The sequence below is a fragment of the Williamsia sp. z71 genome, from assembly GCF_059553375.1.
The window spans coordinates 131,969-145,846 of sequence record NZ_JCANWX010000007.1 but is presented as its reverse complement, the minus strand read 5'-3'; the positions used below and the strand labels follow the sequence as shown (position 1 = coordinate 145,846).

Sequence of the window (13,878 nt, the reverse complement as noted above, 5' to 3'; positions counted from 1 at the left end):
CGTGACCTGTCAGTTCCAGTACGGCGCTTTCAAGCGGCGCTTGAACAGCTTCCCGGTGTCTTCGCGCGGCAGGTTCTGTTCGAACACGACAACCTTGGGTACTTTGTACTTCGCGAGCCGGGACGCGACATGTGCGCGCACGTCCTCGGCGGTGAGGGTTCTTCCGGCGTCCGGTTGAACGTGTGCCGCAATGGATTCGCCGAAGTCCGGATCGGGTATCCCGAATACCGCCACATCGGCGACGCCTTCGAGGTTGAGGATCGCCGATTCGATTTCGGTGGGGTAGATGTTGACGCCGCCGGAGATGATCATGTCACCTCGGCGATCACTGAGATACAGATAGCCGTCGGCGTCGACGTATCCGATGTCGCCGACGGTGAGGTAGTCGTCGTACCCGTCCGGTGTCAATTCCCGGCGCTTCGCGTCGTTGCCCAGGTAGGTGAAGTCCGGCCACGACGAGAACGGCCTGAGGTAGATGTCACCTTCGTGTCCGACGGCTGCGCGCGTTCCGTCGTCGGACAGGATCAGTACATCGGCATCGGCGAGCGGCTTGCCGACGGTTCCTTGGTGGGCGAGCCATTCGGCGCTCGAACACGCCACAGCGGCACCGGATTCCGATCCTCCATAGTATTCGTGGACTATCGGGCCGAACCAGTCGATCAGCGCGTGTTTCACATCTACCGGACAGGGCGCCGCGGCGTGTACGACCCCGGTCAGCGATGTCAGGTCATAGCGTTCCCGGATCGCCGCCGGTAGCTTCAACAAGCGCACGAACATGGTGGGTACCGCCTGAACATGCTCGATGCGGTGCTGCGCGACAAGGCGTAGCAGTTCCTCCGCATCGAATCGCGGCATGATCTCGATGTTCATCCCAAGAGCGAAGGCGAACTGAAATTGTGTATTCGGGGCGGTGTGGTACATCGGCGCGGCGACGAGTGTTGTTCGCGCAGCACCGAATGCAAAGGCTTCGACCACCACTTTGTGCAGATCCGCGACCTGGTCCGCGGCGATCGGCTGACGCAGGATACCCTTCGGCAGCCCAGTCGTTCCCGATGTGTAGATGACGCTCATCGGTGGCTCGTTCGACGTGGCTGCGTGGGGTTCGTGGGTACGGACCAGGGTCTCGAGATCCGGGTACCGCCCGGAGAGCTCAGGTCTGGAGATCTTGTATGCCGACGTGATCGATTCGGGTACCTCGACCTCCACGATCTTCGTGTTGTCCGGCAGCACGGCCTCGACTGTGGGGAGAAGGTCGGTGTGCACGAACACCACCCGTGACCCGCTGTCGGACAACACATGCCCGAGGTCGTCGGAGTTGCCGTGCCAATTGGCCGGCACCGGTACGGCGCCGATGGCCGAGCCGGCGAGGGTAGCCTCGACGAACCGGATCTCGTTGCGCAGCACCAGCGCGTATCGATCCCCGTGTTCGACCCCAAGACCTACCAGCGCCGCGGCCAATCGTGAAGCGCGGTCGGTGACCTCGGCGTGAGTGCGAACATCTGTGCCGCAGCGAATGATCCGATCAGTTCGCACTACTTTCCCTCCTGGGTCCGTGAGTCGGGCCGAACGATGCACAACGCATCGACGGCAACCAACCCGTCCTCGGTGACGAGCACCGGGTTGATGTCAAGAGATTCGATCCAATCGTGGCAGGCCGCCGACAACTTCCCGATTCCCACCAGGAGGTCCGCAAGCTGCCCGAGATGCCACGGGGCTGCGCCCCGGTACCCGTGCATGAGTCGCAGGTCCCGGAACTCTTCGATGAGTGCCTCGGCGTCAACTCGGGTCAGCGGTGCCGGGCGTCCGCCGACCCGTCCGAGAATCTCCACGAGGATGCCGCCGATGCCCAGCACCACCATCGGACCCAGCTCGCTTCCACCTTCGATACCGACCAGCAATTCTCCGCGCGCGGCAGTCATCGGCTGCACCACGACGACATCGGAGACGCCGTGCCGGGCCGCGATCGCCCGCATGCTCGCGACGGAGTCGGCGAGGCCTTCGCGGGGAATTGCCAGACGCACGGCGCCGAGTTCGGTGCGGTGTGGAACGTCCGCCAGCTTCACCGCATACGGCCCGTCGAAATCGGGCGCGACCTGGTCCTTCGCCCCGACAAGCGAGTACGGTGCGATCGGCACACCGAAGCTCGACAACAGGTCCATGGCGTGACCGAAGGGCAAGAAGGGGCGACCGTCGCCGGTCTCGGGGAAGGGGCCGGTGGGGCGGGGCAGAGGCGCGACTGCTTCGGCTGGTGGGTGCGAGGTGCCGCGATTGCGGACAAACGTACCCATCGTCCGCAGTCCCCGCAGTGTCCCGCGCAGCCCGTAACCGATGGCGACGGAACCGTCGGTGCCGATCACGTCGGACGCATACGAACCGACCGGCCCTGCCCCGGCTGCGATCGCGACGGGCTTTCCGTGCCGACGTGCGGCTTGCACGCAATCGTCGATGAGCCTTCGGTAGACCGGTGAATCGTCACCCTGCCCCCACATGTTCACGAATACGACGGCGTCGAGCTCAGGCGAGCCGACGTAGCGTTCGACGATGTCGGACCAGAAGGTCGCGCCGAACCCGGTGGTGTCGAGCGGGTTGGGTACGGTGATACCGGGAATCGTGTCGGCGACCCACTCAGCGAGACTGTCCAGGGGCGGAAGGGTGAGCCCCTCGGCTTCGGCGAGATCGAATGCGAGAGAGGCGAACCCGCCGGTCCCTGCGACAACTGCGATGTTCTCTACGGAGTTCCACTTCGCCGGGTCGAGCTGATCGACGATCGACAGATGGTCGACGAGTTCTTCGATGTCGTGCGCAGGCTGGATCCCGGCATGACCGAACGCGACGTCATACGCCCAGGCGTTTCCGGCCAGTGCTCCGGTGTGTGACGCCGCCATCTGCTGTGTGCGGCTACTTCGCGCGAGTTTGAGTGCGACGATTGGTTTCCCGGCTTCGATGCAACGCCGCGCCGCGGCGAAGAAGGCCTCTGGACGACGAATGCTCTCCACGATGAGTCCGATGGCAGACGTGTCCGGGTCGCCGGCGAGGAAGTCGAGATAGTCGGCGATGTCCGTGGTTGCCTCGTTGCCCGCCGAGATGAGGCGTGAGATGCCGACACCGGTCCGACGAGCCGCCTCGATGGCGACGCCGCCGATCATCGCTCCGCTGTGGGACACGACGGACACTCCACCGGCCGGCGGATGATAGTTCGCCGACGCGGTGAGATTCAGACTGCGGGGAACACTGATGTAACCCAAGCTATTCGGGCCGACCATCGCCATCCGGCCGCGTTTCGCCGCCGAGACCAGTCGTGACTGCAGCGCGGCGCCGTCCGCACCGAGTTCGGAAAAGCCTGCCGCGTAGACGATGAGACCTCCGCAGTCGAGATCAGCGCACTCTTCGGCCAGTGCCACGGTCCGCTCGGCCGACATCATCGACAGCACCGCATCGATCGGACCCGGGATGTCGGAGATGGACCGGTAGGCCGGCACACCGAGGACCTCGGCCGCCGTTGGATGGACGAAAAAGACCTGGGCCGCACTCTGCAACGTCGGAGCGATGAAGGGCGCCGCCGGGGACTTGTCGCTGAGTCCGACCACGGCGATGGTCTTCGGGTTCAGGAGTCGGTCGAGGGTCGACTCCGCGCCGACGCCGTGGTCGGCCGCGGGAGCATCGTGTGAGGTGACGGTCATGTCTGGGATCTCCGGTTCATCGGCGCGTGGTCGCACGTGATCGTGCGTGGCGCGCGTGGATAAGACGTTGTCGGCGGTGCCGCTGCGAAACGGATGTGTCCGGACCCGTCAGGCGCGAGTTCCGGCGCGGGGCCCGGGACACCGGGTATTGGGTACTGCACAAAAAGTACCTTGTGAAGACTGATTCTGGTAGTGATCGGCCTATTGGCCGAGAAAGTCCAGGAAAACTCTTCCGTAGTTAGTATGAACTATGTAATATCAATCACAACGCCGACCGTGCCCGGGTGTCGGCATCCACATTCATCTCGGAGGAATCATGGCCAGGACCCCTGCTCTCGAACGCGTAGAAAAGATGTACTTGGAGGGCTTTCCCGATCCTGAGACGGCAACGGTCGATGATCTGCGTGAGGCCTATGACCGCCTGTTCCTACAGTTCGAACTCCCTGTCGGCGTAGTGCCCGTCGAAGGTGACGTCGATGGTGTGCCGACCCTGACCGTCGCAGCTTCGGGCGCCACCACAGACAAGGTCCTCGTCTGGTTCCACGGCGGCGGCAACATCATGGGCACCGCGCGCGGGTTCCAAGAGCTCGGCCACAATTTGTCGCGCGCATCCGGAATGTCGGTGGTACTGGCCGACTTCCGGCGGGCGCCGGAGCATCCGTTCCCGGCTGCAGGCGACGACGCGGTTACCGTCATCTCCGCACTCGTCGCAAAGCACGGTGCGAAAAATATTGCGGTGGGCGGTGATTCGGCAGGTGGGGGACTGGTACTCGCCGCGCTCGTCGCGTTGCGTGAGCGGGGCGAAGCCTTGCCCGCTGCGGCGGTCTTCATCTCTCCGCTGCTCGACATCACCGCAAGCGGTGGCACCATCGACGAGTTCGACGGCGTCGACATCGCGGTGTCGCGCGGTTCGATCGGCAACATCAGTGCTGCGTACCTACAGGGGCATGACCCCGCCGACCCGAAGGCGTCGCCCCTGTTCGCGGAGTTGAATGATCTTCCTCCGGCGCTCTTCATGGTCGGTTCCAAGGAGGTGCTCCTCGATGATTCACGGCGTGCGGCCGAGAAGATCGTCGAAGCAGGCGGTTCTGCGAGCGTTTCCGCTTACGACGACATGGTTCACGTGTGGCCGCTCTTCTCGGCGATTCTCCCCGAGGGCATCGAGGCCGCAGACGAGGCCGGGGCTTTCCTTCGGAAGAACCTCTGCGACTGATCCACCCCCGTCACCCACGAAAGGTCTGCCGACATGGCTGAACATCAACTCGACGAACTGACGTCACGATTCCGTGATGCCATGGCAACAGTCTGCACGCCGGTTGCGGTGGTGACAGCCATGGACGGACAACGTCCACATGGCACCACCGTGAGCGCCTTTGCGTCCCTGTCGATGTCGCCGCCGTCATTCCTCGTCTCGCTCGATCGGGGCTCGGAGTTGTTGGGCCTGGTGCTGGCCTCTGGAGCGTTTGGGATGAACGTTCTCGGCAGCGAGCAGTCGGCGCTTGCCGCACAGTTCGCGCGGAAAGGCGCTGACAAGTTCGACGGCGTGACGTGGCGCGTGGACGCCGGTGTGCCGCGCATCGCCCAAGTGCCTCACTGGATGGCGGCAGAGGTGATGGCGACGACCGAGGTTGCCGATCACATCGTCGTATTCGGTCGGGTGATCGACGTGGTGAGTGAGACGATTGCGCCCCTGACCTACCATGCGCGAAGTTTCGGCACTCACGCCGCGTTGCCGCCGACGAGCAGCGTGGTGCGTCGATGACGACGACCTGTGAACACGACGGAGCCCTTGCGCGGGCCCGCGACTCTTTTGCGGCGGTGTTCGGGAACGGGCGGCTCGGCCTCGGCGAGTTGCGGCGCAACCTCGACACAATGATGACCGAATCCGCACTCGCGGAGGATGTCTCGGTCGAAGAAGTCGTTGTCGGCGATGTTGCGGCGCTCCAGGTGACCGCCGGCGTCGGTACCGGGGCCGGGGCCGGGGTACTCGTCTGGTTCCACGGTGGTGGCTATGTCATGGGCAGTCCCCGCGGATACGCCCACGCCGCCGCCGCCCTGTCGCGCGCACTGCGGATGCCGGTGATCGTTCCCGACTACCGGTTGGCACCAGAACATCCGTTTCCCGCCGCGCTCGACGACGCGGCAGCAGTCGTTGATGCAGTAGTTGCGCGATATGGCGCCGAGAACGTCGCGGTCGGGGGTGACTCCGCAGGCGGCGGTCTCACGTGTGCGGTACTGGTTCATGCCCGGCAACGCGGTGCGACCCTCCCCGCGGTCGCCGTCGCCGTCTCACCGCTCGCCGACTTCACGGCGTCGGGTGCGAGCATCGAGTCCAATCGCGAGACGGACCCGGTGATCACGGCGCGTTCGCTCCGCAATCTGGCCGCTGCATATCTATGTGATCATGACCGTTCGCTTCCTCTGGCCTCACCGGTGTTCGCTGATCTCGCCGGATTACCTCCGATCCTGTTTCTGGCCAGTGACAGCGAAATTCTTCTGGACGACGCGGTTCGCCTTGACGAACGGGTGCGGGCGGGCGGTGGTATCAGCGTCCTCTCGGTCTACCCCGACACCTGCCACGCGTGGACGCTCTTCACCGATCTTCTTCCTGCGGCGCGAGAAGGCGTAGCCGAGATATCGGACTTCATCAGGCAAGTACTGCCATAACGACGGCGTGGGAACCTGAAACCTGTCGAATCCGAGGCCGCCGAGGGTAAATAGCCCTCGGCGGCCTGGTATTTGACAGTTTCCAGGGTCATTTTCTTGGCGCTGGCAGCAACAACTTACAAACAGGCTGGACTGTTTCTTAGTTCTCAGCTAGCCTCGCTGTGTGGCGACGAACACATCAACGACCGATGGCACGAACGGGTCTGACAACCCGGCTGTGACGCCCAGTCGTACCCAGGCGCAGCGGACCGCGGAGATGCGGGCCCGGTTGCTCGACGCGGCGATCGGTTGCCTCATCGACAAGGGATACGCCGGGACGAGCACCCAGGAGATCTCCCGCCGGGCGGGAGTCTCCAGAGGGGCGCAGCTCCATCACTTTCCGACCAAGGAATCACTGGTGGTCGCGGCCGTCGAGCATCTGGTCGAGCAGCGACTGGCCGAGATGCTCGACGCCCATGTGGCGGATGACAAGGCCGGCGTCGAACTGTTTCTCGATGCCTTCTCCGGACCGCTCTTCTACGCTGCGCTCGAATTGTGGATCGCCGCGCGTACCGATCCGGTGCTGCACGCTGCGGTCCTGCCCCTCGAGGCCCGGGTCAACGAGGCCATCCAGGCCGGGAGCGCGGCGATCTTCGGTGACCGGATGTCGCCGGAAGCCATCGAGATCAGCGTTGAACTGGCCAGGGGACTGGCGGTTTCGGCTCTTTTTCGCAATGACACAACCGACCGGGAGATGCGTGCGCGCCTCGTCCCGATATGGGAGGCAATGGTGACCCGTACATGAGTACTCAACACGCAGGCGCAGCTTCACTGGCAGCGTTGCCGGCGCAGGTGCACACGTTGATCGTCGGAACCGGTTTTGCCGGGATGGCCGCAGCGCACAAGATCCTGACCGAAAAGACCTCATCCGATGTGGTGCTCATCGAACGTGCATCCGATGTGGGCGGAACCTGGCGCGACAACACCTATCCCGGTGCGGCGTGCGATGTCCCGAGCAACCTGTACTCGTTCTCTTTCGCGCCGAGCCCCTCGTGGACGCACAACTACGCCCGTCAGCCGGAGATCTTCGATTATCTGAAGTCGGTGGCAGACCGTCACGGGATGCGTGAGCGGACGCTCTTCGACTGTGAGTTGCTCGGTGCGTGGTGGGATCCGGCCACCTCCCGGTGGCGGGTCGAGACCTCGCGTGGTGTCACATCGGCGCAGGTGCTGGTGGCGGCGACGGGCACACTGTCGAACCCGAGCTTTCCGCAGGTCCCCGGGATCGGGGATTTCACCGGGACGATGTTCCACAGCGCCACCTGGGACCACAGTTTCGATCCGGCGGGCAAACGCATCGCGGTGGTCGGAACCGGCGCCTCGGCCATTCAGTTCGTTCCCGAATTGGCCGACCCTGCAGAACATCTCACTGTCTTCCAGCGCACGCCGGCATGGATCATCCCTCGGCTCGACCGCTCGATCGGCACACTGGAACGCACCCTGTACAGGGTGCTGCCTGCCACGCAGAAGCTCGCCAGGGGTGGCCTCTACGTGTACCGCGAGGGCTATGTCCTGGCCTTGGCGAAGTTAACGTTCCTGTTGCCGCTGTTCAAACTGCTCGCGAAAAGCCAGCTGCGCAAACAGGTGAAAGATCCGGTGTTGCGGAAGAAACTGACGCCGAAGTTCACCATCGGCTGCAAGCGGATGCTGCTGTCCAACACCTGGCTTCGGACCCTGGCCCGACCCGATGTGAATCTCGTGGACACCGCGGTGACGGCAATGACCGCGGACGGGGTGGTCGACGGACACGGCGTGGAACACAAGGTCGACGCGGTGGTCTTCGGTACCGGGTTCACCGCGACGGAACCACCGGTGGCACAGGTGCTGCACGGGGCCGACGGCCGCAGCCTTGCCGAAACCTGGGACGGCAGCCCCAGCGCCTACCGGGGGACGTCGGTGAACGGCTTCCCGAATCTGTTCCTGATGTATGGGCCGAACACCAATCTCGGGCACAGCTCGATCGTGTACATGCTGGAATCGCAGGCGAACTACGTCAATTCGGCGATCGCGCAGATGGCCGACCGGAAGTTGTCCAGCATCGACGTCACGAGTGAGGCCCAAGAGGCCTACAACGCGGACATCGACGAACAGTTGACCGATACCGTCTGGAACGCCGGCGGATGCTCCAGCTGGTACTTCGACCGCAACGGACGCAACTCGGTCATGTGGCCGACGTTCACCTGGGAGTTCCGCAAGCTCCTGCGCACAACAGATCTCAACGACTTCGAACTCGGCAGCGGCGCGGTGACCCCGCAGCCCCGGGAAAGTGAGCCTGCATGAACGACTATGACGTGGTGGTTGTCGGATCCGGTTTCGGTGGTTCGGTGGCCGCACTCCGTCTGGCCGAAAAGGGCTACAAAGTAGCAGTTTTGGAGGCAGGACGACGCTTCGAAGACGACGAGCTGCCCAAGACCAGCTGGCGACTGCGCAAGTATCTGTGGGCGCCGTGGATGGGTTGCTATGGTCTGCAACGCATACACCTGCTGCCCGATGTCCTGGTGATGGCCGGGGCGGGGGTGGGTGGTGGATCGCTGAACTTTGCCAACACCCTGTACCAGCCGCCGAGGCGTTTTTTCGAAGACCCGCAATGGGGTGATATCACCGACTGGTTCGACGAACTCGACCCCTACTACGACCAGGCCCGACGGATGCTGGGCGTTGTCGACAACCCGAGCGTGACGGCCGCCGACAAGGTCATGCGCGAGGTGGCCGAGGACATGGGCGTCGGCTCGACGTTCACCACCACGCCGGTGGGTGTGCTGTTCGGCAATCCCGGTGAGCGGGTGGCGGATCCGTTCTTCGGTGGTACCGGCCCCGAGCGGACGGCCTGCACCGAATGCGGGTCCTGCATGACCGGTTGCCGGGTGGGTGCCAAGAACACTCTGGTGAAGAACTACCTGCATCTCGCCGAGAGAGCCGGCGTGACGGTCCTGCCGTTGACCACGGTGCGTGCGGTCCGTCCGGCGTCCGGCGGATACGAAGTCGTCACCCGGCGTACCGGGGCCAAGCTGCGTCGTCGTGAGAAGAGTATCTTCACCGGTCAGGTGGTCTTCGCTGCCGGAACCTACGGCACGCAGAAGTTGTTGCTCGCGATGAAGGAGACCGGTGAGCTGCCAGAGCTCTCCGATCAGCTGGGTTCGGTGGTGCGCACCAACTCCGAGGCCGTGCTCGCCGCGACCGCTCGCAACCGGGATATCGACTACACCAACGGTGTGGCCATCACATCGTCGTTCCATCCGGATGACCACACGCACATCGAGCCGGTTCGATACGGCAAGGGCAGCAACGCCATCGGACTGTTGCAGACGGTGTTGTCCGATGGCGGCGGGCGAACACCTCGGATACTCAAGACGGCCGGTGTTGCGTTACGTCATCCGGGCGCGTTCGTCCGGAGCCTGTCGGTGCGGCATTGGTCGGAGAAGACCGTCATCGCCTTGGTCATGCAGACCGATGACAACTCACTCGAGCTGGCGTCCAAGCGCGGCATCTTCGGCCGTAAGCTGACCAGCCGGCCCGGCTCGGGAAATCCGCCTCCTGAGTGGATCCCGCAGGGACATACGGCGATCCGCTTGCTCGCCGACAAGATAGGCGGCGATCCGGGCGGGTCGATGGCCGAGGTGGTCAACATCCCGATGACCGCACACTTCCTGGGCGGCTGCGTGATCGGCGCGGATGCCGAGCACGGTGTGGTCGATCCGTATCACCGCGTCTTCGGCCATCCCGGGCTGCATGTTGTCGACGGGTCGGCGGTGAGCGCGAACCTGGGCGTCAACCCTTCCCTGACCATCACAGCGCAGGCAGAACGTGCGATTGCGTTGTGGCCGAACAAAGGCGAGGTCGACCGTCGCCCCGAGGTGGGCGAAGGGTACGTGCGACTCGCCCCCGTGCCGCCCACCGCGCCGGTGGTTCCGCCGGATGCCCGCGGGGCGTTACGGCTGCCCCTGTTCGTGACCGGTTCCGAGACGATGAAGGGGGCCTGCTGATGTGGAGCGTGATCGAATCCGAAGGTGCTCCGGAGCAGCTACCGATCAGCTCGCCGCCGCCGTGGCCGGCGTCGGTGCGGGCCACCCTCTGGTGGCATCGGGCCACCGAAGAGGCGATGGTCCTCGGTGGCGGGGCATCGACCATCAACATCACCGTCGGAATGGTCGTCGACTACCTGGACTCGCCGGTCGGACCGTATCGCGAGATCCTGGCCAGTCCGGTGCTCCGGCGGCCCGGGGGTGGGCTCGGGTTGATGCCTCGCCTGTCGGTGCCATTCATTGCCGTCGACTCCGCGGCCTCGGTTCACGGAGGTCGTTCCCACTGGAAGCTGCCAAAGGTGCTCGCCGATTTCACCGGCGATGTTCTCGCGGGTGCCGGTGTCTCGGGCCGGGACTGGTTGGTGCAGACCCAGTCCGACGGGCGCGGGCCGTCCTTCCCGATCAAGGGATCACTCGGGTTTGCGCAACCGGCAGACCGCGGGCTGGACATTGCCGCGACCAGACTGACGGGCCGGGCTCGCTACGCGAAGGTCGCTGTCCTCGCCGAGGGACCGACCCTGTCCAGTTGGCTCAAGACCGGTACTCACCACGGGCTGCAGATCGTCTCCGGAACGATGGAGACCGGTACGGCCCGCATCATCCCGGCCTGAGCTCACCAACCTTCCCCGGCCCCACCCGTCGAGCGTGCCGAAACTACCGTTGACCGTGCCAAAGTTGCCGAGCTGTCCGCAGTTTCGGCCCACTCGGTGGTGATTTCGGCACGCTCGGCGGTGGGGTCAGGAGGTGAGGGCTCGCCAGACCCGGGGAGGGTTCATCGGCAGCTCGTGGATCCGGACGCCGATCGCATTGCGGATGGCGCTCTCCATCGCCGGCGCCACCGGGTTGTAGGGCGCCTCGCTCATCGACTTCGCACCCAGTGGGCCGATGGAGTCGTAGGTGTCGGCGAAATACACCTCGGTGCGGGGTACATCGGCCAGCGCCGGGATGTGATAGTTCCGCAGAACCTGGGTGATCACGTGGCCCTCGTCGATGATCATCTCCTCGTACAGCGCTGTGCCGATGGCCTGGGCCGAACCGCCTTCGATCTGTCCGCGGCACTGCCCGGGGTTCATCACCACACCGGCGTCGGCGGCCTGCAGGGACTGCAGGATGCGAACCTCACCGGTGGCGGTGTTGACCGCGACACGGAAGGCGTGCACGTTGTACGCCACCGACCGTGGGCTGCCATTGTGCGTCCCTTCGCACTCGAGCGGTCCACCCGTGGCCGCGGCGATACCGGCGAGGTCGATGAAGGCTGCGCCGGCCTGCACGCCCTGGGGTCCCAGAACACAGTCGGATGGATCTGCCCCGAGCTGGATAGCCGCGACCTCGACGATCTTTCGGCGGAGCTCGTCCGCGGCCACGCTCAGTGCCTTCCCGGCGACGACGATCCCGGCTGAGCCGAATGCGCCGGTGTCATAACCGATGACATCCGTGTCGGACTGACGGACGACGATCTGGGTGGGCGGGCAACCCAGTGCCGACGCGGCGATCTGGGTGAGAACCGTGGTGGTTCCGTTACCGAACTCGGCGGTGCCCACGGCCGCCACGTACAGACCGTCGGTGGTCAGTGACATCCGGGCATCGGCATAGTGGCCACGAGGGGGATTCGTCGAGATCATCGTCGAGGCCATGCCCTCGCCGACACGCCAATCCGGTTGGTCGGCAAAAACTTCGCCGTTGCGGAGGGGATCGGTGCGAGCCGACTGCAGTGCCTCCTGGGCCAGATCCAGACACTGATCGAGGCCGTAGCTGCCGAACTCGAGGTCGTCGTCTTCGACTTCCCATGTCACGAATGGATCACCCGGGACCGTGGCGTTGATCCGGCGCATCTCGAATGGATCGATGCCGAGTTGCGCGGCCAGTTCGTCGATCGCACCCTCGATGCCGAAGGCGACCTGCCCGAGCCCGTATCCGCGGAACGCGCCCGACGGAATGTTGTTGGTGTACACCGCACGTGCATCGACATGCTTGTTCGGACACCGGTACAGGGCCATCGATTCACTACATGAATGGAACAGCACGGGGATGCTGTGATTGCCGTAGGCGCCCGCGTCGGACAGCACCGAGACCGAGAGTGCGGTGAGCACACCGTCGGCGCCCGCGGCGGCCGTCACGTCGACGCGCATCGGGTGACGGCACGTCGCGATGGTGAACTGATCGGTTCGGGTGAACTCGTACACGGCCGGGCGGCCGGTCTTCATCATCGCCAGCACGACCAGGTCTTCGGTCAACAGTTCCTGCTTGCCGCCGAAGCCGCCACCGACGCGGGAGGTGTGGACCCGGACGTCCTCGGGAGCCAGGCCGAAGATATGGCACAACCCGTCACGGGTCAGGAAGGGTACCTGCGTACTCGAACGAATGACGTAGCGTCCGTTCTCATCCCGCCAGCCGACCGCGCCGTGGGTCTCGAGATGTGTGTGCTGGATCCGAGCGGTTTGCCACCGCCCGGACACCACGGTTCCGCCGGCGGTCCGGGCCGCATCGACACCGGCCTCGACATCCCCGGTGGTGCCACCGAACTCGACAACCAGGTTGCGTTGCGGGTCAGCGATGCGGGCATCGGTGGTTTTGTCGCCGTGGACCAGGGGTGCGCCGGGCTCGGTGGCCAGCGCCGGATCGAAGTTGGCGGGCAGCACCTCGTATTCGACGGCGATCAGCTCGCCGGCCCGGCGGGCGATGGTCATCGAATCGGCGACCACGGCGGCCACGCGCTGCCCGACGAAACGAAGCGTGGTATCGAAAACGTAGGTGTCGTCGGGGTTGTCGAGACGGTTCTCGTGGCGGGCCGTCGAAAACGCGACCCCGGGATCATCCCGATGGGTCAATACCGCACGCACTCCGGGCAATTGCTCCGCCGCCGTGGTGTCGATGGACACGATCCGGGCGTGTGGATGCGGGCTGCCGACCACGGCAATGTGTCCGAGGTCGGAGGGAAGCCGGTCCATCGTGTACGGCTCGGTGCCGGTGACGATGCGCGCGGCAGCCGGTGCCGGAATCGATCGTCCCACCGACGGCCCCGGATCACCGGCGGAGACCTTCTCTACTCCGACAACTCCGTTGATGGCATCGCAGATGGAGCGATAACCGGTGCAGCGGCACAAGTTTCCCTTCAGGCTCTGTGGGAGATCGTCCCGCTGTGCCTTGTCGAGCGCGCTGACGGTGACCACCATCCCGGCGGTACAGAAACCGCACTGGAACCCGGCCGCGTCAACGAATCGCTGTTGCAGGGGATGCATGTTGTCGGGGGTGCCGAGCCCGGCCGCGGTGGTGATCTCGGCGTCGGACACCCGGAATGCGGGGATCAGGCAGGAGTGATGTGGTTCGCCGTCGATCAGCACCGAGCAGGCGCCACAATCGCCGGCGTCGCAACCCTTTTTGACACTGTCCTCGCCCTGGTCCCGGATGAACGTGCGAAGGCACTGCCCGGGTGCGGGCTGGGCGTCGACAACTTTTCCGTTGATCTTCAT

10 protein-coding genes are annotated in these 13,878 nt (G+C 64.7%); 7 read left to right on the top strand and 3 right to left on the bottom strand.

Annotated features, from left to right (window positions below):
* Positions 1 to 9: 9 nt before the first annotated feature.
* Together AC51GR_RS17985 and AC51GR_RS17980 are read right to left on the bottom strand one after the other, a co-directional pair.
* Positions 10 to 1,533, bottom strand: coding sequence for an AMP-binding protein (locus tag AC51GR_RS17985; protein WP_496326014.1), 1,524 nt, complete (start codon positions 1,531 to 1,533; stop codon positions 10 to 12).
* Complete coding sequence (locus tag AC51GR_RS17980; RefSeq protein ID WP_496326013.1) at positions 1,533 to 3,680, bottom strand: acetate--CoA ligase family protein; 2,148 nt, start codon at positions 3,678 to 3,680, stop codon at positions 1,533 to 1,535. Before AC51GR_RS17980 ends, AC51GR_RS17985 begins: the two co-directional genes overlap by 1 nt.
* A 316-nt stretch (positions 3,681 to 3,996) precedes the next feature.
* Between AC51GR_RS17980 and AC51GR_RS17975 the strand changes: the two genes are divergently transcribed.
* The 7 genes from AC51GR_RS17975 (at position 3,997) to AC51GR_RS17945 (ending at position 11,019) form a co-directional block, all read left to right on the top strand.
* Positions 3,997 to 4,893: an alpha/beta hydrolase gene (locus AC51GR_RS17975; protein ID WP_496326012.1), complete on the top strand. Its 897-nt coding sequence runs from the start codon at positions 3,997 to 3,999 to the stop codon at positions 4,891 to 4,893.
* Positions 4,894 to 4,926: 33 nt separating this feature from the next.
* Positions 4,927 to 5,442, top strand: a complete 516-nt coding sequence (locus AC51GR_RS17970) for a flavin reductase family protein (RefSeq protein WP_496326011.1) — start codon at positions 4,927 to 4,929, stop codon at positions 5,440 to 5,442.
* Positions 5,439 to 6,347: an alpha/beta hydrolase fold domain-containing protein gene (locus tag AC51GR_RS17965; protein ID WP_496326010.1), complete on the top strand. Its 909-nt coding sequence runs from the start codon at positions 5,439 to 5,441 to the stop codon at positions 6,345 to 6,347. The genes AC51GR_RS17970 and AC51GR_RS17965 overlap by 4 nt, the downstream gene beginning before the upstream one ends.
* A gap of 256 nt (positions 6,348 to 6,603) precedes the next feature.
* The gene (locus tag AC51GR_RS17960) at positions 6,604 to 7,131 is read left to right on the top strand and encodes a TetR/AcrR family transcriptional regulator (RefSeq protein ID WP_496326236.1); all 528 of its coding nucleotides are present in this window, start codon (positions 6,604 to 6,606) and stop codon (positions 7,129 to 7,131) included.
* Positions 7,128 to 8,666: a flavin-containing monooxygenase gene (locus AC51GR_RS17955; RefSeq protein ID WP_496326009.1), complete on the top strand. Its 1,539-nt coding sequence runs from the start codon at positions 7,128 to 7,130 to the stop codon at positions 8,664 to 8,666. Before AC51GR_RS17960 ends, AC51GR_RS17955 begins: the two co-directional genes overlap by 4 nt.
* Complete coding sequence (locus AC51GR_RS17950; RefSeq protein WP_496326008.1) at positions 8,663 to 10,369, top strand: GMC oxidoreductase; 1,707 nt, start codon at positions 8,663 to 8,665, stop codon at positions 10,367 to 10,369. Before AC51GR_RS17955 ends, AC51GR_RS17950 begins: the two co-directional genes overlap by 4 nt.
* Positions 10,369 to 11,019: a hypothetical protein gene (locus AC51GR_RS17945; RefSeq protein ID WP_496326007.1), complete on the top strand. Its 651-nt coding sequence runs from the start codon at positions 10,369 to 10,371 to the stop codon at positions 11,017 to 11,019. Before AC51GR_RS17950 ends, AC51GR_RS17945 begins: the two co-directional genes overlap by 1 nt.
* A gap of 126 nt (positions 11,020 to 11,145) precedes the next feature.
* Here AC51GR_RS17945 and AC51GR_RS17940 read toward each other — a convergent pair whose 3' ends face one another.
* Positions 11,146 to 13,878 carry a molybdopterin-dependent oxidoreductase gene (locus AC51GR_RS17940; protein WP_496326006.1) on the bottom strand — a complete coding sequence of 911 codons (2,733 nt, stop codon included), beginning with the start codon at positions 13,876 to 13,878 and terminating at the stop codon, positions 11,146 to 11,148.